This window comes from Chromobacterium sphagni, assembly GCF_001855575.1.
Classification (GTDB): Bacteria; Pseudomonadota; Gammaproteobacteria; order Burkholderiales; family Chromobacteriaceae; genus Chromobacterium; species Chromobacterium sphagni.
On sequence record NZ_MKCS01000001.1, the window covers coordinates 629632 to 649548 of the forward strand.

A 19917-nucleotide genomic window follows, 5' to 3' on the forward strand; every position below is an offset into this window, starting at 1 on the left:
TCCTTAGCGGCGCCGGCTGTTCAAACGGTCCAGCATGGCGCGGATGGCGGCCATCTGCGGCGCGTTCTTGGCGTAGTAGTCCGGGTTGACCGGGTCCTGGCTGCTATAGCCCCAGAAGTCCCAGCAACCTTGCGGGTTGCGTTTGGGGTCGGATTTGATCTGCGGATACAGCACCACGATGCGGTTGCTGTCGGCGATCTCGTTGTAACCGGTGGTGGCGTAGAAGCGCGTGCCGATGCGGCTGTCCTCCTGGGTGCAGCCATGGAACACCACATGGGCGCGGCAGCTGTCCTTGGCGCAGGCGGCCGGGATATAGACATGGCCAATGGCGGCTAGGCCGGTATATCCCTGTTTGGAAAACTCGGTCTGGTCGAAATCCTGCAGTTGGCCGGACAGTTTGGCGGCGGGCGGCTTCAATGCGCCGTACAGCTGGCGCAGGATGTCTTGAGATTGGAAGAAGCCGCAGTTGTTGAGATTGGGCGCGGCGTTGGCCGGGCAGGCCAAATCGGTGCTGTTGGCTGTGATCAGCGCGTGGCCGGCGTTGACGTTGTCCACATAGCGTACTTGGGCGTCCGGCACGCCGGCGCTCTGGTAGAAGGCCCGCGTCTGCGCCACCACCTTGGGCAGCACGATGCTGTCCGACGCGCCGGTGAAGATGTACAACCGCTGGCGCTGGATGTTGTCCACCGGGTCGATCAAACCCTGCCTGGCGAACTGTTGCGCCGCCTGCCAGGCCGCCGCGCCGGACGGCGCCGCGCCCAGCGGGCGCATGCACTGGGTGGTGGCGGTCATCAGGAAACGCTCCGCGCCATTCAGCCCGCCCAAACCGGCGCAGTAGAACGGCCCGCCGGCCACGATGCCGGCGCCGGCCACAGCGGCGGAGTTGGCCACGCTGAACTGCGCCGCCATGAAGGCGCCGGAAGACAGGCCGGACACGGTGTTCTGTTTGCTGTCCGTGCCCAGGGCGGGCAGTGGCGCGGCGGCATGAGCCAGGCCGGCGGTGGCCAGCCACAGCGCGGCCAGCAAAGCGGGTTTGAGGAAGGTGAGGCGCATGGTGGTTCTCCTTGTGTGAGGTTCACTTGTTCAGTTTTTGCAGCTCATTGATGCCGGACCAGCCGATAAATATCAGTCCCAGCTCGGTGGTGCCGAACGAGTAGGGCAGCCCGGCCAAAATCCCCATCGCCAGCCCCTTGGCCAGCGCCATGCCGGCATCGTCCTTTTCCACCCACATCTGCGTCAGCGCGGCGCTGGCCGTGGTGAGCAGCAGCAACAGCAGCCCGGCCAGCAGGAAGAAGCGGATCTTCTCCGGCAGGGCCATGGCCTTGGCCATGTCCAGCAGCATCACGTCCCACAGCTTGTCCGACGCCAGCGCCACGATGGCGGACAGCAAATGCACCGGACTCTTGCCTAGTTCTGGAATGCTGCCGCGCAAGAGGCCCGTTTGCTGGTTGACGCTGCTGTCCTGATCGGCGTTGTCCATGGCGTGGCGTCTCTATTCATGAAAGGCGCGGCGCAAGCGGCGGCCTGGCCGCGCCGTGGTGTTGATGGGACGGCGGCCGGGCCTTGTCGTGAACGGTATCGGACCCGTAGCGCGGGTTGGCCGCAGGCCATACCCGCGAAAGCGTGAGGGTATGGGGTTGGGGGGTATGGTGGCGTTGGTCGCGGGTATGGCCTCAGGCCAACCCCCGCTACGCCGAGGCTGGTCTATCGGCCCGGCGCGCCGGCGCATAGGGCGTGCGAGAGTGGACTTTTTTGCCGAGACCAATATATGGCCCGTTTTCGTCGAGACCGCCTGCCCGGCGCCTGTTATTTCTTCACCGTGGTGACCGAGCGCCGGCAAGCCATTCTGTTAAAACCTGACGTGCGCGCCACCTTGCGCGAGGCCATTCTGGCGGTGCGGCGCGAGCGGCCATTCGCCATCGATGCTTGGGTGTTGTTGCCGGACCATCTGCACGCGATTTGGACCTTGCCGGAAGGCGATGCCGATTAAGCGCTACGGTGGCGCGAGATCAAGCGGCGAGTCACCCGCGCGGTGGGGCAGCGGTATTTCCGGGCCGAATGGTATAGCGCCCGCCGCGCCGCCAAAGGATGCGGCACCTTGTGGCAACACAGGTATTGGGAGCACCGCATCCGCGACGAAGCCGATTTCGCCGCGCATTTGGATTATGTGCATTTCAACCCGGTCAAGCATGGCCTCGCCGCCAGCGCGGCGGCATGGCCGTATTCCACCTTCCACCGCTACGTCCAGGCCGGCCGGTATCCCGCCGATTGGGGTGGGGCCACGTAGCGCGGGTTGGCCGCAGGCCATACCCGCGGAATGCGGCGGAGAAGTGGTGTGTGGCGTTATGGAAGGGGGCAAAGGCGATGAAGGGCGGTGATCGTATGGATCGCGGGTATGGCCTGTTGGGCCAACCCGCGCTACGCCTGGCGTTTACCTGTTTTGTGGGGGGGCAATGACAGGGACGTGTTGGGAAAGGGTGTGTGAAGTGGGGGGATGAGTTCACGGTTCGTTTTAGGCAGTATAAAACGCGTGGGCAAATCCGGAGATTTGCCCACCTAACATGTGGATTCCACAGGTTTGTGATCGCCGGAGTCGGAAATGTTGGGCCGACTTTATTTGATGACTGCGCTTTGCAGTGACTCCTTAGTCACTTTCTTCATGGTTCCTTGCTTTTTGGCTGGTGTTTTTACTTGAAAGATGTCGTACCATTCTTCAACTTTCACTGGTGCAATTTTATTAAGGTTTTTATTAGAATCTTCACTCCATATGCCATCATGGATAGTTGTAATCTTGGTTGTTTTGTCTGTGATGGAAATGGGGGTTCCTATTAATAGACCGTCTGCACTAAGGTGGATGTTGTTTCGGTTGCCCTCGACATAGTCAGAAACAATGATTTGGAAGTCAAGGGGGAGACTGTTGTGTTTTTCTTTGAGTACACCCATTGCGTGCTCAAAGCAAATTTCCAGTCCGAATAGCCGGTCGCTGATATTTACAAGTCCATTTTCGCTTTTTCGATCAATAGATAATACTACATCTTTATTGTTCTGGTTTTCGTAAAACCCACTGGATTTTCTGTGTTTCCATATCTCGCCATTATAGTATATAAATAGTGAATTTGAATAGATTTCTACTGAATTTCCTTGGATGATTTGTTCTCTCCAGTATTTTTTATATCTATCAATTTCAGTTTGTTGGAGTCTTCCATCATGAATGTTTCTGAGGGGGTTGGTTTTATTGGGGTCAAGGATGTAAGGATTTTGCTCTTCGTTCATGCGGGATAGCATTTTTTTAAAGCGATTAATGCCTTTTTCTTCGGATAGATTAATAGTTTTAGTGTAAGCCATCGTCCCTGGTATTAGCACGATGTCTTTGTATTTTCGGCTGGTATTGGCTAAATTTTGCCGGTATTGAAGCATTGTGTCTCTTGTGATGGATAAAGATGAGTTACTTCTGGATAGGAAATATTCCGGTGCTGTTATTATGCCTTTTATTTCCTTGTCAAGAGGAATATTATTGCTTGTTATTTGGTTGTTTAGATCGGCGCATGCTGAGGTAATTATTTCAATGCGTTTGTCAAGTGGTAGAGCATCAAATTTCGTATTGCTGCTGTTTTGCCACTTGATGACGGAGATGTAAGTGTGCATTTTTAATCCTTTGGTTAGTTTGATTGTTGTGATGTTTTTGGGGGGGCTATTTATCGCTTGTTAGTGATTTATATTTCGAGAGGCTTTGATCTATCTTGTCCAACGCAAAATGCGCCGCCTCGCCCTCGATTGCGCCGGCCGCAGCAGCCACCGCCGCGGCGGTGCCGACCAAGAGATCGGTGATCAAAATCCCCAGCGCGTCCTCCACGCCGCCCTTGACGTCCTCCTTGGCGAATTTCTCGGTCATGTTCTTCAGCAGCACGCTCTTGCTGGCCAGGGCCAGTTTGCTGGCGCCGTCGAAGTAGTTGGCGCCGGCCTGGGCCACCAGGCCGCCGGCCTGGGTGATCATCATGTTGGGGGCCACGGCGATCTGGTTGCCGGCGTAGGCGGCGGTTTCGCTGTTGGAGAGCTGCACCGCCTGCACGATCTGGCTGTTCAGCGCGTCGTTGCCGCTGCCGCCGGATGGCGCGGTGCTGAGTTTTTCGGTGAAGCCGCGCAGCGGGCTGGATGACGGCGGCGGGGCGGCGGGCTGCGAGAGCTGAGTGGGAGGCGGAACGGCGGGGGCCGGCGTGCTTGACGGTGATTGGGTTTGGGCCTTCGCTCCGCCGTCTGGCGAGCCTGCTGCATTGTCGGCCTGCATGGTTTGCGTATTGGTCTCGCCGACATTGCTGTCTTGAAGCGCTTCGGCGCCGGCTGTTTGCGATTTTTCCGCTGACGAGCCGCTCTGCGATTGATTTTTTTCGCCGCTATCCTGCTTGCCGCGGAAAAAGCTTTTAATGTCCATGCTTCCATCCTCCCTGGCTTAATGGCGTCAGCTCTTGTCGCCGACGGACAGGATCATCGACACCGCTTTGGAAATCACCGCGCTGTTGATCTGGTTCAGCGCCTGCTGGCTGTGCACCGAGTTCTGCAGCGCCAGGCCGGCGGAGTGGCTGGCCACTTGGTACAGCGAGGCCATGGCCTGGGCCGGGGCTTCGGCCACGACCTTGACGTTGGTCTGGGTGACGGCGTCGGTGATTTGTCCGTTGACTGCGGTGTTGTCTGCCATGTTTGCTCCTGGATCGCAGGTGAGGTTGATGAGGGCGCGGCATGCGCTTGCCATACGGACGCGCCGTCGCCGCGCGTGTGAAAAGTTTTTACCAAGGTTACAAATCCAGGCTGCCGGCGCGGATGGCGGCCAGCGCTTTTTGGTACGGTTCCGGCGAGACGCTGATGTCGCCGTAGAAGGGGGTGTCGTAGATCAGGATGATGGCCAGCACGATGGAGATGGAGACGGCCATGGCGCAGGTGAGAAAGAAGTGCACGCCCTTGCTGGGCACATGCATCAGCCAGGCGAAGAACACAAGCAGCACCTCGCCTATCAGGCTGACGGTCCAGATTTCCCATGGGATGGTCATGGCCTGGTTGAACAGCCGGGCGTGGCGGCTGACGTACAGTTCGTTGAGCTTGTCTTGGGCCAGGGCCAGGTATTCCGCCTCTTTGTGGCCGGCGGGATGGATGGCCGACAACACTTTGCTCAAATAGCCCAGCTGCGGCGAGGAAACGGGCACTTCTTCGCCTTGTTGCTGCAAACGCCATTCTTGGTGGATGACGGCGTCGAGATAGGCTTGCAGCCCCTTCTGTATTTTATGGTTTGTCTCCGGCAGTCCTTGCGCGCTCATCCGGTACAGCGAGGCAGCGAGGCCAGCTTCGCGCTCGGCGATTTCCATCGAGTTATCGAAGTGGGAGATGGCGCGTACCAGCAGGGCGGCGATGATCAGGCCGTAGAAAATGCCCACCACGGCGATGATGACGCCGACTTCGTCGCTTTGCTTTTCCGTTATGTGCTCCGGCGCCAGCCTGCGCATCAGGAAATGGGTGAGTACCGCCAGCAGGCAGCCAAATGAGGCCCACGCGGCGATCTGCAGCGCGGAGGGCATGGAAATGAAATGAATCAGCATGTCGTTCATCCTTGTAGTCTCCGTGGCGAGTGGGGAGAGGCCGGGGGTGCGTCCGTGCGGGAATGGGAGGTTCGTCTGGCCAGAAGAGGGCGCTGGCGGGAGCGGCTCCCGCGCAGGTCTGGCTTAGGTGTTGACCACTGGGGGCTGCGGCGCGTCCGGGTCTGTCGGCGCGAGCGAGGCATCCAGGTTTTTCCCAAATGTCTGCAGCAGCAGCTTCAGGCCTTCCGGCATGGCTTGCTGTTCCGCCTTTACTTCCACGTGGTAATGCGCGTCGTTGCTTCTTTGCGAGGCGCGCTTGTCGTCGCGCGAGCGGGAGCTATCGGAGGATACCGAGCCTTTCAGCTCCACCCCGAAGCTTCCCCAGCCGACACGCGCGTCCCAGGTGGCGCCGGCATCCAGCTTGCTGGCGCTTTGCACATCGGTTTCACGGCTGAAGCTGGACTTCACTTCCATATCGAAGGTGATGTCCACCGAGCGGATCGCCAGCGAGGGGATGTGCATCATGGTCAGCACTGGCAGGTTCAGCGTCAGAGAAGTCTGCGTCGGCGCGGCCGCCCCGCCGGCGCGCGACGATGCCAGCTCTATGGCCGCCGTCAGCGGCCGGTAGCCGAGCAGCTTGCCATTACGGTCGATGATGCGGCTGAAGCCGGTTTCCAGAATCGATTGGGTCTGGGTCAGCGCCAGACTGTGCTGCGCCTGCGAGGCGGCCTGCAATGGCCCGCCGATCAGCGCCTTCATCGGCAGCCCGGAAAACTGTTGGGCCAGGCTCAATACATTGTCGTCAGGCGTATCTGCCATGGGAGCTCCTTATTGGATGTTGATGAGTGGGGCAAGGCGCGCCGGGTTCAGGTAGGCAACTGCGCGTTCAGCAGCTTCTCGTAGGCGGCCACCATGCGTTGGTAGCCGGCGGGCGGCTCCAGGCCGCGGATCACAATCTTGATTTCCGCCGTCTGTTCATCTAGCGGCCGCATCGAAACCAGCACATCCGCGTCTTCCCCGGCCGGGTCCGGTGTTTCTGCCAAAGCCAGGCTGAGGGTGGTCAGCACTTCCACTTGCTCGATGGCAAAGCTTTTCAGCGGCAGCAGCGTGATCAGCGGCACTTGAACTTGGTGGTGTTCCAGTGTGACTACGCCGTTGCGGCTCACTTCGCGGGGGACGTTCATGCCGACCATGCGCGCGGTCCAGGCGCCCTCCGGGAAGCTTTGCGATGGGTCTTGCTCCTGGTCCGGGATGAAGAATTGCTGCAGCTCCTCGATATGCTGGTGGCTGACGCTGCGTTGCGCTTCGATCACGGCCTTTTTCAGGCCACTGATCAGGCTGCCCAGCGTGGCCTTCATTTCCGCTTCTCCTGATGCGCGCGCGCGGGGTATGGCGAGGTGGTCAGATTGCCCAGACGGAAGGAATGGCGCGCGATGCGGCGGGTTGGCGGTGCTGGCGGGCAAGCCGTTGCAGGGTGTGGATTCAAGGCCTGCCGCAACAGGCGGGCCATTCCGGCGATGAGCAAGGCGGCCAGGCCGGCATCCACAGAGGCCGGCAGCAGGCCGGGGCGCAAGGCGTCGGCGGGATGCAAAGGCAGCTGGCTGCACAGGGCATAAGCGATGCCGAAGCCGCAAATGTCGAACGGCAGCGTGCTGGAGGGCCTGGCTGCGGGGAAGGGCGGAGCCAGCAATCGCTCCAGCAGCAGCGCCAGCACCGCGCAGAGCGCTAGCAGAGAGGGAGGCGAGGAGGCGGGGGAACACGTCATGAAATGCTGATCCTGTGAAATTGTGCGGGCGGGCGGCGTGACAGCCAAAGCCGGCGCTGCGCATGGTTTAGCTTCATGCTTCAGGTACGGCGGATGCCGGGCGGCGTGAAGTCTTGATCCAGATGCTTGCGCAGCGCTTTGCGCAGCAGCTCCACGCGCTTGCGCGCCAGGGCTTCATTGATGCCAAGGCTGGAGGCGATTTGCGGATAAGGCAGGTCCTCTTGAAACTTCAGCTGGAACAAGCGCTGCTGTTCCGGCTTCAGTCCGGCCAACGCCGCCTCCATGCGGGCCAGTTGCTGTTTCAGCGTCAGCAATTGTTCAGGTGTAGGCGCGTTGGAGCTGTGGGCATGGACTGTGTCGCAGTCCAGGTCGGAGTTCGGATCGATCACGAGGTTTTCCCGTCCCTGGCGGCGGACGAAGTCTAGAAAGGCGTGGTTGAGCGCCAGAAACAGGAAGCCGGCCAGGTTTTGCACCCGCTCGGCGGAGTGCTGCAGATACAGGTGTACTTTCAGCGCGGTGTCGGACAACAGTTCGTCGGCGCGGTGGGTATCGCCCTTGCACAGATGGCGGGCGCGGCGCTGCAGCTTGGGCTGGATTTCTCGCCATACCGCCGCCAGCGGCTGGATTGAGTCTTCATTCTTTGTGAATTTCACTTGGTAGTCCTGAATGACAAACGGAATTTCAGGATTGCCCAGTTGAAGGTTTGATTCTGTTTCTTGTGTGACAAATGAAATTAAAGAAGTTGAATAATTAAGGCAGGGCTCCACCTTGCTGCGCGATCCGGCGCAACCGTTCCGGATCCTTGATTTGCAAGGCGCGGCGCAATGGCTGAATCAGTCCGCTGCGTTGCCATTCCTTGAGTTGGGCATTGAGTCTGGGACGGCTGGCGTTGAGCATGGCGGCCAGAATGCTCTGGTTGAACTGCATCGGCAGCCAAATGCCGTCCGGCCCGGCCTGGCCCTTGAGCGCCATCTCTTCCAGCAGATGGCGGGCGAGGCGGGCCTCCAGCCGGTACAGGCAGACGGTTTCGACGAAATTGCTCAGCCGCTGCAGCCGCTGGCACAGCTGGGCCTGCACCCTGGACATGAAGGCGGGGTCCTGCTGCAGCAAGGAGAAATGGGGCTGATGCAGCAGCAGCAGCCTGGCGTCGGCGCTGAGCAGGGCGTTGCTGTTGCGCAAACCGGTTTGCAGAAGCGCGCTTTCTCCTACCAGCTCGCCGCAATGGCTGCGGTCTATGATGACCTCCTTGCCATCCGGCTCATCCAGGGTATGGTGCACGGTGCCCTGCATGACCAGGGCGATGAAGTTGGCTGGCTCGTCCTTCCAGAACAGCAGCTTCCGCTTCTTGCCTTGCAGCGGCACCGCGTGTTTTTGCAGATGCAGCAGCAGGGGCTGGGAAAGGCCTTGCAGCAGCGGCAGCGAAGACAGTTGCTGGAGATAATCTAGCGGTGGCGCTGTTGGCGAGGACGGCATGATGGTTTGGCTGGGCATGGTTTTCCGCATGGTGTGGTCTTGGCGGCGAGTGGTTTGACATGTAATGCGACCGGCATGATGTCCTAAGCCTGCTGCGCCGTACTTGCTCTTAGCGGAAAACGCTGCAATTAATGCCGTGTGAATAGTGTGGGCTGAATGGTTGGCGCGGGGGATGAGCGTAGTTATCGATTGGCTTGCATCTGCAATGCCACCCGCATGGCAATCCCATTGGTATTCTCGCGCTTTGAGTGGAGCCAGGGTGGTCTGAATGTTGGAAATCTATGGCACTGTCCATTCCCGCACCTTGCGCGTGCTGTGGATGGCTTGCGAACTTGAGCTGGACTTCGTCCACCACCCGTTGGACTGGCAACGTTGCGGCCAGGACGCGGACTATTTGGCCCTGAATCCGGCCGGCACTATTCCGGCCTTGAAGGACGGTGATTTCGTGCTGGCCGAATCGCTGGCGATCAACCTCTACCTGGCGGGGCGGGAACCGCGGCTGTGGCCGCAGGATGAACAGCGGCAGGCTTTGGCCTTGCAGTGGTCGTTTTGGGCGTAGTCGGCATTGGAGGACGCGTAGGCGCGCTGGGCCGAGCACAGCCTGTGGCTGCCGGCCGCATTGCGTAATAACGCGGCGCGGCGCCAGGCGGAGCGGGATCTGCAAAAGCCGCTGGGGCGGCTGGAGCTTGCCTTGCGCGAGCGGCCCTATCTGCTGGGCGAGGCGTTCAGCGCGGCGGACCTGAACGTGGCGGGGGTGATCAACAGCCTGGCCGGATGCGAGCCGGAGACGTGACCGCGTGTGCATGATTGGCTACGGCGCTGCCTGTCGCGGCCGGCCTATCTGCAGGCGGCGAAACTGCCTTGAGCCGCTTGACGGCGGCGGCACCGGCTAATAAAATGCGCAGCTCTTGGAGGGGTTACCCCAGCGGTCAACGGGTCCGGACTGTAAATCCGGCGGCTCAGCCTTCGAAGGTTCGAATCCTTCTCCCTCCACCAGATACAGAAAAAGCCAGGCGCGATGCCTGGCTTTTTTGCGTCTGCGCGCCGCTCAGGCCAGCAGATGGCGGGCGTGGAAGCGCAGCTGCGCCTCGATGAAGCTGGCGACGAAGTAGTAGCTGTGGTCGTAGCCGGCGTGGCGGTGCAGTTCCAGGCGGCTGTCGCTCTCGCGCGCCGCCTTCTGCAGCGCGTCCGGCTGCAGCTGCTCGGCCAGGAAGGGGTCGGCCAGGCCGATGTCCACCCGGATCGGCAGCGGGCTGCCGCGTTCGGCCAGCAGCAGGCTGGCGTCCCATTCCCGCCAGCGGGTTTCGTCGTCTCCCAGATAGGCGGCGAACGCCTTGCGGCCCCACGGCGCCTTGACCGGATGGCAGATCGGGCTGAAGGCCGACACCGACACGTAGTCCTGCGGCCGCTTCAGCGCGCATACCAGCGCGCCGTGGCCGCCCATCGAATGGCCGGCGACGGCGACGCGGCCGTTGAGCGGGAACTGGCCGCGCAGCAGCGCCGGCAGCTCCTGCGTCACGTAGTCGTACATCCGGTAGTGGCGGCTCCACGGCGCCTGCGTGGCGTTGAGGTAGAAGCCGGCGCCCTGGCCCAGGTCGTAGGCCGGATCGTCCGCCGCCTCTTCGCCGCGCGGGCTGGTGTCCGGCATCACCAGCGCGATGCCCAGCTCCGCCGCCACTCTTTGCGCGCCGGCCTTGTGGCTGAAGTTCTCGTCGCTGCAGGTCAGGCCGGACAGCCACAGCAGCCACGGCAGCTTGTGCTGCGCCGCCGCCGGCGGCAGATAGACGCCGAAGCGCATCGCGCAGCCTAGCGCGGCCGACTGGTGCCGCCACTGTTGCTGGCGGCCGCCGAAGGCCAGGTTGTCGCTGATCTTTTCCAGACTCAAGCCTGCTCCTTCGCGCGGTAGTGGATCACCGAGCGTATGCTCTTGCCCTGGTGCATCAGCTCGAACGCCTCGTTCACCTGCTCCAGCGGCATGGTGTGGGTGATGAAGTCGTCCAGCTGGAATTCGCCTTGCAGATAGCGTTCCACATAGGTGGGCAGCTCGGAGCGGCCGCGCACGCCGCCGAAGGCGCTGCCGCGCCAGACCCGGCCGGTGACCAGCTGGAACGGCCGGGTGGCGATTTCCTGGCCGGCGCCGGCCACGCCTATGATCACCGATTCGCCCCAGCCCTTGTGGCAGCATTCCAGCGCCGCGCGCATCACCTTGACGTTGCCTATGCACTCGAAGGAGAAGTCGACGCCGCCGTCGGTCATTTCCACGATCACGTCCTGGATCGGCTTGCCGAAGTCGCTCGGGTTGACGCAATCGGTGGCCCCTAGCTTTTTCGCCAGCTCGAATTTGCTCTCGTTGATGTCGATGCCGATGATGCGGCCGGCGCCTGCCATGCGCGCGCCTATGATGGCGGACAGCCCGATGCCGCCCAGGCCGAAGATGGCGACGCTGTCGCCCGGCTGCACTTTGGCGGTGTTCACCACCGCGCCCATGCCGGTGGTGACGCCGCAGCCCAACAGGCATACCTCTTCCAGCGGCGCGGCCGGGTTGACCCTGGCCAGCGAGATTTCCGGCAGCACCGTGTATTCGCTGAAGGTGGAGGTGCCCATGTAGTGGTAGATGGGCTGGCCGTCCTTGGAGAAGCGGGTGGTGCCGTCGGGCATCAGGCCCTTGCCCTGCGTCGCGCGTATCTTCTGGCACAGATTGGTCTTGCCGGACTGGCAGAACTTGCACTCGCCGCACTCAGGCGTGTACAGCGGAATCACGTGGTCGCCCACCGCCACGCTGGTGACGCCCGCGCCCACCGATTCCACGACGCCGCCGCCCTCGTGGCCCAGGATGCAGGGGAAGATGCCTTCCGGGTCTTCGCCGGACAGCGTGAAGGCGTCGGTGTGGCAGACGCCGGTGGCCACCAGCTTCACCCGCACCTCGCCGGCCTTGGGCGCTTGCACTTCTATTTGTTCGATGCTCAAGGGCTGGCCTGCGGCCCAGGCCACGGCGGCCTTGCAGCGGATGACGTTCTGGCTCATGCGGGGTTCCTCTTCTGAATGATGATAGGCGGTATCGCCGCGCAATCGGCCATTGTATTTTTCTCTTGGGCATTCATAATCGGCCAAATCGGTAAATGATTTTTTCTGTGGAGAAACAATGGCCGGCTGGGAAGGCATTCATGAATTCGTCGCGGTGGCCGACAGCGGCAGCTTCACCCGGGCGGCGCGGCAGCTGGGGATTTCGGTGGCGCAGGTCAGCCGCCAGATCAGCCAGCTGGAGGCGCGGCTGGGGGCCAAGCTGCTGTACCGCACCACCCGCCAGCTGAGCCTGACCGAGGCCGGAGGCTTGTACCTGACCCACTGCCGCCAGTTGCTGGAGTCGCTGGCCGACGCCGAGCAGGCGGTGTCGCGGCTGCAGGCGGCGCCGCAGGGCAAGCTCAAGCTGACCGCGCCGCTGGCCTATGGCCAGAGCCACATCGCGCCCTTGCTGTTGGATTTCATGCAGCGCTATCCGCAGCTGGAGGTCGGCCTCAATCTGTCCAACCAGTTGCAGGACCTGGTGCACGAGGGCTACGACCTGGCCATCCGCATCGGCCATCTGTCCGATTCCTCGCTGATGGCGCGCAAGCTGTCGCAGCGCCGCCACCACATCTGCGCCGCGCCGGCCTACCTTGCCCGCCACGGCGCGCCGCAGCGGCCGGGGGACCTGGCCGGCCACGCCTGCCTGCTGCTGGGCCAGGACAGCTGGCATCTGCAACAGGGCGGCCGCCGCCAGACGGTGCGGGTGCAGGGGCCGCTGCGCTGCAACAATGCCCAGGTGCTGGCCGACGCCGCGCTGCGCGGCATGGGCTTGGTGCAGCTGCCGGACTACTACGTGGCGGCGCACCTTGAGAGCGGCGCGCTGCGCGAGGTGCTGGCCGACTACGCCGAGCCGGAGGAGGGCATCTGGGCGCTGTATCCGCACAACCGCCAGCTCAGCCCCAAGGTGCGGCTGCTGGTGGATTTCCTGGCGGAGGCCTTGTCTTCCGTCCAGCCATAGAGTCCTTGCCAAGGCGGCGGGCGGCGACAATAATCGCCCATTCTTTTGTGGAGCAATGGCGATGGTGATAGCGGAATCGAGAGTGGAATGCATGGTGGTGCACCGGGTGGGCAACCCGACGCGCGGCGAGCCCTTGCAGCTGTCCGAACGCACCACCTCGGTGGACGAGGCGGTGTCCGGCCTGCTGCTGGACGGCTACCTGAAGGGCATAGTATCCGACCGCAAGAAGCACCAGTTCGTCCACGAGACCGATCTCAACCTGAACGAGATCTACCACTACACCCGCCAGTTCTTCCGCGGCGAGATCGATTTCCTGGCGGTGTCGCAGCGCATCGCCAAGCATCTGTACGGCCGCTCGCAGCATCCCAACATCAGCGCCGGCGATCTGCTGATCATCGAGTTTTCCGGCCTGGGGGACGGCGAGCGCGAGGAGCGCGCGCTAGGGGTGTTCAAGTCGGAAATCCGCGACGACTTCCTCACCATCATCGACGGCGCCGGCGTGTTCGACATCAGCCACGCCTCCGGCATCAATCCGCGGCTGATAGACAAGGGCGCGCTGATCCTGGAGCACGGTCCCACCGTCTACGCGGTGGACCGTCTCAGCCGCGAGGCCAAGTTCTGGCTGGACGATTTCCTCAAGGCGCTGCGGGTGCCGGACAAGGCTTCCAGCAGCAAGATGCTGGCCAGCGTGGTGGAGCAGTTGAGCGGCGAGATCGAGGACCCGATGGAGCAGGCGCGCTTCAAGGACGAGCTGTTGACGCTGGTGGAGAGCCAGCAGGAAGAGGTGGCGGCCAAGTCGCTGACCGACGCCGCCGAGCGCTTCGTGCCGCGGGCCCAGGTGGAGGAGGCGCTGGGCAGCGCCGCCGAATCCTACGGCTTCGAGCTGGACGACGAGGCGCGGCTGCCGGCCAAGGGCATGGCCAAGCAGCTGGAAAAGACGCTGTCGCGCTACGGCGTCGGCCACGGCATCAGCGTGCTGCTGCCTTCCGGCATCACCTTGAAGAACATCCAGTCGGTCAACGACGGCGAAGGCGGCCTCAGCCTGACGCTGTTCCTCAACAAGCGCGACGGCTGAGGCGGCGCCGGTTTCCCGCTGGGCCAGCAGAATGACAAAACCCGCCGGATGGCGGGTTTTGTCATGGCGGGAACGGCTCAGGCCTGCAAGGCCAGGGTGCCGCTGCGGCCGGGGATTTCGCCCATCACCACCCGGCCATTGGGCAGGGAGGCGCGATCCAGGTCGTTGAAGATGTCCAGGCAGCTGACCAACTGGTAGCCCTGGGCCTGCCAGCCCTGCAGCAAGCGGTCGAAAGTCTCGGCCAGGCGCATGCCTTCCAGCTCGGCGTGCAGTGTGTAGACATGGCCGCTGTCCGGCGCGGTCTCGGTCAGTGCCAGCAGGTGCTCGTGCACATTGTCGTTGGTGAGGCCGTTCAGGCCTATCAGCTCGTCCAGCGTCGGCAGCGTGGTGGGCAGCTGCGGCACGCCCAGGCTGCGGCCGGCGGCGTCCACCGGCTGGAACGGGTGGGTGCCGCGGCCGTCGGACGCGTACAGCATGCCCAACTCCTGCTGGTAGGCCAGCGCGGCGTCGTTGATCTGCCAGCCGGCGGCGCCGTGGGTGCGCGGCGGCTCGCCGAAAATCTGCTGGAAGCGGCGCGCGGCCTTGTGCATTTCGGCGCGGGTCCACACCGCGTCTTCTTCCGCCACATGGTCCTGCCATTTGATGTGGTCCCAGCAATGGATGCCCACTTCGAAGCCGGCGTCGCGGACCGAGCGCAGCAGCGCGGCCTCGCGCCGGCCGATGTCGGGGCCCGGCAGCACGGTGCCGTACAGCAGGGTGCGGATGCCGTAGTGTTCCACCACCGAGGTGCGCGACACCTTGGACAGGAAGCCGGGACGGAACACGCGCTTGATGGCGCGGCCGGTGTGGTCCGGCCCCAGGCTGAACAGGAAGGTGGCGTTCGCCTGGCGACGCTGGAGCATCTCCACCAGCCTGGGCACGCCTTCGCGGGTGCCGCGCCAGGTGTCGACGTCTATCTTCAGGGCGAGTTTTTTCATTGTTCTGGCAAGTTCAAGTGTTCGGAATCGCTGGCGAGTTTACCGTGTTGCGGGCTTGCCGTGCGGTTTTCCGGCTGTCATCGCCAACACGGAGGCGATAAACGCGCTCTTGGCGTCGGTGTAGGCGGTGTCCGCCCATGCTTTGCGCCAGTTTCCGCTTCAATGCCTCGTATTCGGCGGCGAGATGGCCATCGGCGCGCAAGGCGTCGGGAAAGGCCAGCTTGTCGCGCCAGAAGGCGCTGTCCAGCGCCACTGCGTGCAAGTGGACCTGGCGCGGCGGTTGGGCGGGACGGGTGAAGTAATGCCGGTCCGGCATGGCGGCGGCCATCTGCGGCTGATGGTGAAAACCCGCCGCGAGCAATGCTGGGATGCGGGGCTTGATGCCTGCTAGTGCCGGCAGGCCCAGCATGATGTCGATGATGGGTTTGGCGGCAAGGCCGGGCACGGCGGTGCTGCCTATGTGCTCGATCCGGCAGGCGTCGGCCAGCGGGGCTAGAGCCGACAGGAGACGCCGGCGTTCGGTCTGGAAGCGCGCAGGCCAGGCTGGGGAATAGGGGGCGAGAAAGATGATGTCGGGCATGTGAAATGGGAGCATCCTTCAAAGCGAGGATATCATTTCTCTAGGGCAAACGGTTTTGCATTCGATGGCGCAAAGCGATGGAGTCCGCAGCGCGGACGATGATTTTCACGGCGGTTCCGCCCGCCAGCACGGGCAAAGGAGCTGTCTCGCCAGCCCCTTTGCGATCCCAGGCGACCCCCGCGGCCCGAGAAACCCCGGCGGAACAGTCTTGTGCCAGGCGCCGCCGATCAAAAAAACGGCGGCTTAAAGGCTCCTGGCCCAACACTGTTCCACCGGCACGGGCCGAAGGGAGATGGGACGGCTGCCGATCAGCCGCTCGCTATGCGGCGCACAGCATGAGCGGAGAGGTTTCTTCGGACAGATTACACCGACAGGTCGCGGCTGGCGGCCACCTGGTCGCGGTAGTAGTCGTAGATGCCGCGCAAGGCGTCGGCCATGGTCACGGTCGGCTTCCAGTCCAGATCGGCCATGGTGTTGCTGATCTTGGGCACGCGGTTCTGCACGTCCTGGTAGCCCTTGCCGTAGTAGGCGCCGGAAGTGGTTTCCTCCACTTTCACCTTGTCGGCGTTGAGCTGGTATTCCGGATAGACGCGGGCCAGGTCCACCATCATTTGCGACAGCTCGCGGATCGAGTAGTTGTTGGCCGGGTTGCCGATGTTGTAGATCTGGCCGGAGGCCTTGCCGTCCTTGTTTTCGATGATCTTCATCAGCGCGGCGATGCCGTCGTCCACATAGGTGAAGGCGCGCTTCTGGTGGCCGCCATCAACCAGCTTGATGGTTTCGCCGCGGACGATATGGCCCAGGAACTGGGTGATCACGCGGCTGGAGCCTTCCTTTGGCGTGTTGATGTTGTCCAGGCCGCCGCCTATCCAGTTGAACGGGCGGAACAGGGTGTAGTTCAGGTCCTGTTCCATGCCGTAGGCGTGGATGACGCGGTCCATCAGCTGTTTGGAGCAGGAGTAGATCCAGCGCGGCTTGTTGATCGGGCCGCAGATCAGCTCGGAGTTTTCCGGGTCGAACTCGTCGTCGTGGCACATGCCGTAGACTTCCGAGGTGGACGGGAACACCAGATGTTTCTTGTACTCTACGCATTGGCGGACGATGGGCAGGTTGGCCTCGAAGTCCAGCTCGAACACACGCAGCGGGTTGTTGACGTAGGTGGACGGGGTGGCGATGGCCACCAGCGGCAGCACCACGTCGCATTTTTTGACGTGGTACTCGATCCATTCCTTGTTGATGGTGATGTCGCCTTCGAAGAAATGGAAGCGCGGGTGGTCTTTCCATTCGGCCACGCGGTCATCGTGCATGTCCATGCCGTAGATGTGCCAGTCGGTGGTCTCGATGATGCGTTTGGTCAGGTGGTGGCCGATGAAGCCGTTCACGCCCAGGATCAGTACTTTTTTCATTGGATGTCCTCACTCGCCCGCAGGCGGAATAATCAAATTTTGTTTAAAGGCTCAGCGGCAGCGCGTCGCCGCCGGCAAGCGCGGCAAAGTTTTCGGCGCCGAGCGCTTGCCCGGCCAGTTCGGCCTGCAGCACCGCCAGGCGTCCGCCGTCGGCGGCGCGCAGCCACAGCCGGCCGGCTTCTAGGTAGAGCTCGGCGGCGGCGGCCGGAGTGGTCCGACCGGCCTGCAAGGTCTTCCACAATAGCAGGCGGCCGGCGCGGGTGTCGGCGAAGGCGCCGGGGAAGGGAAGGGTCAGCGCGCGCACGAAATTGTGTAGTTGCGCCGCGCCGGCCCGGGCGTCGATGCGGCCGTCTTCCGGCTTGCGGCCGCCGAAGTAGGCGCCCTGGCTCAGGTCCTGCATGGCGTGCGCAGCGGTGCCGGCGATCAGGCCGGGCAGGCTGCGCCACAGCACCATCTCCGCCGCCACCGTCACCTTGGCGAACACTTCGTCGGCGCTGTCGTCCGGCAGGATGGGCACCGCCATCTGGTCGACGACGGGGCCGTTGTCCGGCTTGACGTTCATCTGGTGCAGGGTGGCGCCGGTTTCGGTTTCGCCGTGGATCACCGCCCAGTTGATCGGCACCCGGCCGCGGTACTTGGGCAGCAGCGAGCCGTGCATATTGTAGGCCCCGCGATTCACCGCTTCCAGCAGCGGCGCTTTGAGCATGTGGCGGTAGTAGAAGGAGAACAGGAAGTCGGCCTGGCAGGCCTTGACCTGTTCCACCACGTCCGGCGCGTTGGGGTCGTCCGGGGTGATCGCCGGGATGCCGTAGTCGCGCGCGGTTTGCGCCACGCTCTGGAACCAGATGTTTTCGTTCGGGTTGTCCTGGTGGGTCACCACCAGCGCCACGTCCACGCCGCGGCCGATCAGCGCCTTCAGGCAGCGCACGCCGACGTTGTGGTAGGCGAAGACGACGGCGCGGCTCATCGCAGGTCCTTTTTTTCCAATACCGCCTGTATCACGTAGCGCGGGCGGGCGCGCACTTCCTGGTAGATGCGGCCGATGTACTCGCCCAGCAGGCCGATGCCGAACAGCGCGATGCCGATCAGGAAGAAGGCGATGGCGAACAGCGTGAACAGTCCGCCTTCTTCCGGGCCTATGATCAGCCGGCGCAATACCATATAGGCCACCAGCAGGCCGGAGCCGGCCGAGATCAGCATGCCCAACAGCGAGAACAGCTGCAGCGGCACCAGCGAAAAACCGGTCATCAGGTCGAAGTTCAGCCGGATCAGGCTGTACAGCGAGTACTTGGACTCGCCGGCGAAGCGCTCTTCGTGGCCTACGGTCACCTCGGTGGGGTTCTGCGCGAACTGGTAGGCCAGCGCCGGGATGAAGGTGTGCAGCTCGTTGCACTGGTTGATGGTGTCGATGATGCGGCGGCTGTAGGCGCGCATCATGCAGCCCTGGTCGGTCATCTTGATGCGGGTGAGCTTCTCGCGCAGATGGTTCATCGCCCGGCTGGCGACGTGGCGCCACAGGCTGTCGTTGCGCTGGCGGCGGATGGAGCCGACGTAGTCGTGGCCCTTGTCCATTTCATCCAGCAGCAGCTTGATGTCTTCCGGTGGGTTTTGCAGGTCGGCGTCCAGCGTCACCACCCGCTCGCCGCGGCTGTGCTCGAAGCCGGCCAGGATGGCGCGGTGCTGGCCGAAGTTGCCGTTGAACAGTACCACGCGGGTGACGTCGGGGCGGAGCTTGAACTGTTCCGACAGCATGGCCACGCTCTTGTCGCGGCTGCCGTCGTTGATGAACACGATCTCGTAGCCGATGTTCAGCGCGTCCAGCGCCGGATACAGCCGGTCGAACAGCGCCTGCAGCACGTCCTGTTCGTTGTAGACCGGGATGACAACGGAAAGATGGATGCTTGTATTCATGAGTCTCAGCTTAAAACAGGACGCAGCACGGCGCTGACGGTTTTGCAGACGCGGAGCACGTCCTCGTCGCGCATCGCAGGGAATAGCGGCAAGGTGACGGTGCGCTGTCCGATGTCCTCGGCGACCGGGAACTCGCCTTCTCGGTGGCCGCGCTGGCGGAACAGGGTGAACAGGTGCATTGCCGGGTAGTGCACGCCCACGCTTATTCCCTGCGCCTTCATACGGGCGATGAATTCGCCGCGGTCCACGCTCATCCGCTCCAGCGGCAGCAGCGGCTGGAACATGTGCCAGTTGGATTGTTCAAAGTCGGCCGGCGGCAGATCGCAGCCCAGCTCGCGGTCGAAATGCTGGAAGTATAGCTGGGCCAGCTGGCGGCGGCGGGCGTTGAAGCCGGCCAGCTGCTTTAGCTGTCCCAGGCCGATGGTGGCGGCGATGTCGGTCATATTGGCCTTGCCGCCCAGCACGTCGACGTCCATGGTGCCGTCTGGCAGGCGGGTGACGCCCTGCAGCCGCAGCTTTTCGAACAGCCGCGCCTCGTCGGCGTTGTTCAGCACCAGGCAGCCGCCTTCGCCGCTGGTCATGTTCTTGTTGGCGTGGAAGCTGAACGACACCAGGTCGCCGCCGTTGCCTATGTTCTTGCCTTTCCAGCTGGCGCCCATGGACTGGGCGGCGTCTTCCACCACCCGCAGGCCGTGCTTGCCGGCGATGGCGTATAACCGCTCGCGGTCCACCGGCAGGCCGGCCAGGTCCACCGGGATCAGCGCGCGGGTGCGCGGCGTGATCGCGGCTTCCACTTTGTCCAGGTCGAGGTTGCGGGTGGCCGGGTCGGCGTCTACGAACACCGGGGTGGCGCCCACTTTCAGGATCACATTGGCGGTGGCCACCCAGCTCAGCGGGCAGGTGATCACCTCGTCGCCGGGGCCGACGCCGGCCACCAGCAGCGCCATTTCCAGCGCGGCGGTGGCGGACGATACCAGCCGCACCGGGCGGCCGCCGCAAAAGGCGGACAATTCGGCTTCCAGCTGCTGGCAGCGGGGGCCGGTGGTGATCCAGCCGGAGCGCAGCACGTCGCCGACGGCGGCGATGGTGTCCTCATCGATGTGGGGACGGGTAAACGGCAGAAAATCCATCACAGGTCCTTG

Annotated in this window: 23 protein-coding genes, 1 tRNA gene and 1 pseudogene; 6 read left to right on the forward strand and 19 right to left on the reverse strand. The window is 63.0% G+C overall.

The genetic code is table 11. The features are described 5' to 3' along the window. Positions 1 to 3: 3 nt before the first annotated feature. Together BI347_RS03080 and BI347_RS03085 are read right to left on the reverse strand one after the other, a co-directional pair. On the reverse strand, positions 4 to 1053 hold the full coding sequence (locus BI347_RS03080) for an extracellular catalytic domain type 2 short-chain-length polyhydroxyalkanoate depolymerase (protein WP_071115276.1): 1050 nt from the start codon (positions 1051 to 1053) through the stop codon (positions 4 to 6). A 22-nt stretch (positions 1054 to 1075) separates the two neighbouring features. Then, entirely contained in the window at positions 1076 to 1480 is a 405-nt protein-coding gene (locus tag BI347_RS03085) for a hypothetical protein (protein WP_071115277.1), read from the reverse strand. Positions 1481 to 1768: 288 nt separating this feature from the next. On the opposite strand from BI347_RS03085, the pseudogene BI347_RS03090 reads away from it, so the two are divergent. Then, positions 1769 to 2287 (forward strand): annotated as a pseudogene (locus tag BI347_RS03090) (REP-associated tyrosine transposase). 326 nt (positions 2288 to 2613) lie between these two features. Here the strand turns inward: BI347_RS03090 and BI347_RS23420 are convergent. From BI347_RS23420 to BI347_RS03135, 9 genes are all read right to left on the reverse strand, one after another. Next, the gene (locus tag BI347_RS23420) at positions 2614 to 3645 is read right to left on the reverse strand and encodes a hypothetical protein (RefSeq protein ID WP_139167166.1); all 1032 of its coding nucleotides are present in this window, start codon (positions 3643 to 3645) and stop codon (positions 2614 to 2616) included. A gap of 46 nt (positions 3646 to 3691) precedes the next feature. Further along, complete coding sequence (locus tag BI347_RS03100; RefSeq protein ID WP_239690810.1) at positions 3692 to 4429, reverse strand: hypothetical protein; 738 nt, start codon at positions 4427 to 4429, stop codon at positions 3692 to 3694. 27 nt (positions 4430 to 4456) lie between these two features. Further along, positions 4457 to 4693, reverse strand: a complete 237-nt coding sequence (locus BI347_RS03105; RefSeq protein WP_071109869.1) for a RebB family R body protein — start codon at positions 4691 to 4693, stop codon at positions 4457 to 4459. A gap of 97 nt (positions 4694 to 4790) precedes the next feature. After that, positions 4791 to 5585, reverse strand: coding sequence for a bestrophin-like domain (locus BI347_RS03110; protein WP_158020708.1), 795 nt, complete (start codon positions 5583 to 5585; stop codon positions 4791 to 4793). Positions 5586 to 5708: 123 nt separating this feature from the next. Next, a complete protein-coding gene (locus BI347_RS03115) occupies positions 5709 to 6383 on the reverse strand; it encodes a DUF2589 domain-containing protein (RefSeq protein WP_083338657.1) in 675 nt (224 codons plus the stop codon). A gap of 47 nt (positions 6384 to 6430) precedes the next feature. Continuing rightward, a complete protein-coding gene (locus tag BI347_RS23920; protein WP_071111269.1) occupies positions 6431 to 6922 on the reverse strand; it encodes a DUF2589 domain-containing protein in 492 nt (163 codons plus the stop codon). Continuing rightward, positions 6919 to 7329 carry a hypothetical protein gene (locus BI347_RS23925; protein ID WP_158020710.1) on the reverse strand — a complete coding sequence of 137 codons (411 nt, stop codon included), beginning with the start codon at positions 7327 to 7329 and terminating at the stop codon, positions 6919 to 6921. Before BI347_RS23925 ends, BI347_RS23920 begins: the two co-directional genes overlap by 4 nt. Positions 7330 to 7409: 80 nt before the next feature. Further along, positions 7410 to 7982 carry an RNA polymerase sigma factor gene (locus BI347_RS03130; RefSeq protein WP_071111267.1) on the reverse strand — a complete coding sequence of 191 codons (573 nt, stop codon included), beginning with the start codon at positions 7980 to 7982 and terminating at the stop codon, positions 7410 to 7412. 97 nt (positions 7983 to 8079) lie between these two features. Continuing rightward, on the reverse strand, positions 8080 to 8820 hold the full coding sequence (locus BI347_RS03135; protein ID WP_204377993.1) for a Crp/Fnr family transcriptional regulator: 741 nt from the start codon (positions 8818 to 8820) through the stop codon (positions 8080 to 8082). A gap of 250 nt (positions 8821 to 9070) precedes the next feature. On the opposite strand from BI347_RS03135, the gene BI347_RS03140 reads away from it, so the two are divergent. From BI347_RS03140 to BI347_RS03145, 3 genes are all read left to right on the forward strand, one after another. Next, positions 9071 to 9361: a glutathione S-transferase family protein gene (locus BI347_RS03140; RefSeq protein ID WP_071115279.1), complete on the forward strand. Its 291-nt coding sequence runs from the start codon at positions 9071 to 9073 to the stop codon at positions 9359 to 9361. A gap of 60 nt (positions 9362 to 9421) precedes the next feature. Then, positions 9422 to 9595, forward strand: a complete 174-nt coding sequence (locus BI347_RS23425; protein WP_158020711.1) for a glutathione S-transferase C-terminal domain-containing protein — start codon at positions 9422 to 9424, stop codon at positions 9593 to 9595. A gap of 117 nt (positions 9596 to 9712) precedes the next feature. Continuing rightward, positions 9713 to 9798 (forward strand) — tRNA-Tyr (locus BI347_RS03145). A 52-nt stretch (positions 9799 to 9850) separates the two neighbouring features. On the opposite strand, the gene fghA is transcribed toward BI347_RS03145, so the two are convergent. Then, a complete protein-coding gene (gene fghA / locus BI347_RS03150; RefSeq protein WP_071112024.1) occupies positions 9851 to 10681 on the reverse strand; it encodes an S-formylglutathione hydrolase in 831 nt (276 codons plus the stop codon). 2 nt (positions 10682 to 10683) lie between these two features. Next, entirely contained in the window at positions 10684 to 11826 is a 1143-nt protein-coding gene (locus BI347_RS03155) for an S-(hydroxymethyl)glutathione dehydrogenase/class III alcohol dehydrogenase (RefSeq protein ID WP_071115280.1), read from the reverse strand. 118 nt (positions 11827 to 11944) lie between these two features. Here BI347_RS03155 and BI347_RS03160 point away from each other — a divergent pair, with 118 nt between their 5' ends. Both BI347_RS03160 and BI347_RS03165 read left to right on the forward strand, forming a co-directional pair. After that, entirely contained in the window at positions 11945 to 12826 is an 882-nt protein-coding gene (locus BI347_RS03160; protein WP_071111265.1) for a LysR family transcriptional regulator, read from the forward strand. A gap of 61 nt (positions 12827 to 12887) precedes the next feature. Beyond that, entirely contained in the window at positions 12888 to 13901 is a 1014-nt protein-coding gene (locus BI347_RS03165; protein WP_071111264.1) for a nucleoid-associated protein, read from the forward strand. Positions 13902 to 13978: 77 nt separating this feature from the next. Here the strand turns inward: BI347_RS03165 and BI347_RS03170 are convergent, their stop codons facing one another. The 6 genes from BI347_RS03170 to BI347_RS03195 all read right to left on the reverse strand — a co-directional run bounded on the left by BI347_RS03170 (position 13979) and on the right by BI347_RS03195 (position 19905). Further along, the gene (locus tag BI347_RS03170) at positions 13979 to 14878 is read right to left on the reverse strand and encodes a 4-deoxy-4-formamido-L-arabinose-phosphoundecaprenol deformylase (protein ID WP_071115281.1); all 900 of its coding nucleotides are present in this window, start codon (positions 14876 to 14878) and stop codon (positions 13979 to 13981) included. 13 nt (positions 14879 to 14891) lie between these two features. After that, positions 14892 to 15458, reverse strand: coding sequence for a GrpB family protein (locus BI347_RS03175; RefSeq protein WP_158020713.1), 567 nt, complete (start codon positions 15456 to 15458; stop codon positions 14892 to 14894). 362 nt (positions 15459 to 15820) lie between these two features. Further along, entirely contained in the window at positions 15821 to 16864 is a 1044-nt protein-coding gene (locus BI347_RS03180) for a bifunctional UDP-4-keto-pentose/UDP-xylose synthase (protein ID WP_071115282.1), read from the reverse strand. A 43-nt stretch (positions 16865 to 16907) separates the two neighbouring features. Beyond that, positions 16908 to 17831, reverse strand: coding sequence for a formyltransferase (locus tag BI347_RS03185; RefSeq protein WP_071115283.1), 924 nt, complete (start codon positions 17829 to 17831; stop codon positions 16908 to 16910). After that, positions 17828 to 18775 carry a glycosyltransferase gene (locus BI347_RS03190; RefSeq protein ID WP_071111259.1) on the reverse strand — a complete coding sequence of 316 codons (948 nt, stop codon included), beginning with the start codon at positions 18773 to 18775 and terminating at the stop codon, positions 17828 to 17830. Before BI347_RS03190 ends, BI347_RS03185 begins: the two co-directional genes overlap by 4 nt. Before the next feature lie 5 nt (positions 18776 to 18780). Next, on the reverse strand, positions 18781 to 19905 hold the full coding sequence (locus BI347_RS03195) for a DegT/DnrJ/EryC1/StrS family aminotransferase (protein ID WP_071115284.1): 1125 nt from the start codon (positions 19903 to 19905) through the stop codon (positions 18781 to 18783). Positions 19906 to 19917 lie beyond the last annotated feature (12 nt).

What these genes read in the sequence shown, in the direction of transcription:
- BI347_RS03080 (WP_071115276.1), bottom strand. Translation starts at nt 1,053, where the DNA reads ATGCGCCTCACCTTCCTCAAACCCGCTTTGCTGGCCGCGCTGTGGCTG.
- BI347_RS03085 (WP_071115277.1), bottom strand. Translation starts at nt 1,480, where the DNA reads ATGGACAACGCCGATCAGGACAGCAGCGTCAACCAGCAAACGGGCCTC.
- BI347_RS23420 (WP_139167166.1), bottom strand. Translation starts at nt 3,645, where the DNA reads ATGCACACTTACATCTCCGTCATCAAGTGGCAAAACAGCAGCAATACG.
- BI347_RS03100 (WP_239690810.1), bottom strand. Translation starts at nt 4,429, where the DNA reads ATGGACATTAAAAGCTTTTTCCGCGGCAAGCAGGATAGCGGCGAAAAA.
- BI347_RS03105 (WP_071109869.1), bottom strand. Translation starts at nt 4,693, where the DNA reads ATGGCAGACAACACCGCAGTCAACGGACAAATCACCGACGCCGTCACC.
- BI347_RS03110 (WP_158020708.1), bottom strand. Translation starts at nt 5,585, where the DNA reads ATGCTGATTCATTTCATTTCCATGCCCTCCGCGCTGCAGATCGCCGCG.
- BI347_RS03115 (WP_083338657.1), bottom strand. Translation starts at nt 6,383, where the DNA reads ATGGCAGATACGCCTGACGACAATGTATTGAGCCTGGCCCAACAGTTT.
- BI347_RS23920 (WP_071111269.1), bottom strand. Translation starts at nt 6,922, where the DNA reads ATGAAGGCCACGCTGGGCAGCCTGATCAGTGGCCTGAAAAAGGCCGTG.
- BI347_RS23925 (WP_158020710.1), bottom strand. Translation starts at nt 7,329, where the DNA reads ATGACGTGTTCCCCCGCCTCCTCGCCTCCCTCTCTGCTAGCGCTCTGC.
- BI347_RS03135 (WP_204377993.1), bottom strand. Translation starts at nt 8,820, where the DNA reads ATGCCCAGCCAAACCATCATGCCGTCCTCGCCAACAGCGCCACCGCTA.
- BI347_RS03140 (WP_071115279.1), top strand. Translation starts at nt 9,071, where the DNA reads ATGTTGGAAATCTATGGCACTGTCCATTCCCGCACCTTGCGCGTGCTG.
- BI347_RS03155 (WP_071115280.1), bottom strand. Translation starts at nt 11,826, where the DNA reads ATGAGCCAGAACGTCATCCGCTGCAAGGCCGCCGTGGCCTGGGCCGCA.
- BI347_RS03160 (WP_071111265.1), top strand. Translation starts at nt 11,945, where the DNA reads ATGGCCGGCTGGGAAGGCATTCATGAATTCGTCGCGGTGGCCGACAGC.
- BI347_RS03165 (WP_071111264.1), top strand. Translation starts at nt 12,888, where the DNA reads ATGGTGATAGCGGAATCGAGAGTGGAATGCATGGTGGTGCACCGGGTG.
- BI347_RS03170 (WP_071115281.1), bottom strand. Translation starts at nt 14,878, where the DNA reads ATGAAAAAACTCGCCCTGAAGATAGACGTCGACACCTGGCGCGGCACC.
- BI347_RS03175 (WP_158020713.1), bottom strand. Translation starts at nt 15,458, where the DNA reads ATGCCCGACATCATCTTTCTCGCCCCCTATTCCCCAGCCTGGCCTGCG.
- BI347_RS03180 (WP_071115282.1), bottom strand. Translation starts at nt 16,864, where the DNA reads ATGAAAAAAGTACTGATCCTGGGCGTGAACGGCTTCATCGGCCACCAC.
- BI347_RS03185 (WP_071115283.1), bottom strand. Translation starts at nt 17,831, where the DNA reads ATGAGCCGCGCCGTCGTCTTCGCCTACCACAACGTCGGCGTGCGCTGC.
- BI347_RS03190 (WP_071111259.1), bottom strand. Translation starts at nt 18,775, where the DNA reads ATGAATACAAGCATCCATCTTTCCGTTGTCATCCCGGTCTACAACGAA.
- BI347_RS03195 (WP_071115284.1), bottom strand. Translation starts at nt 19,905, where the DNA reads ATGGATTTTCTGCCGTTTACCCGTCCCCACATCGATGAGGACACCATC.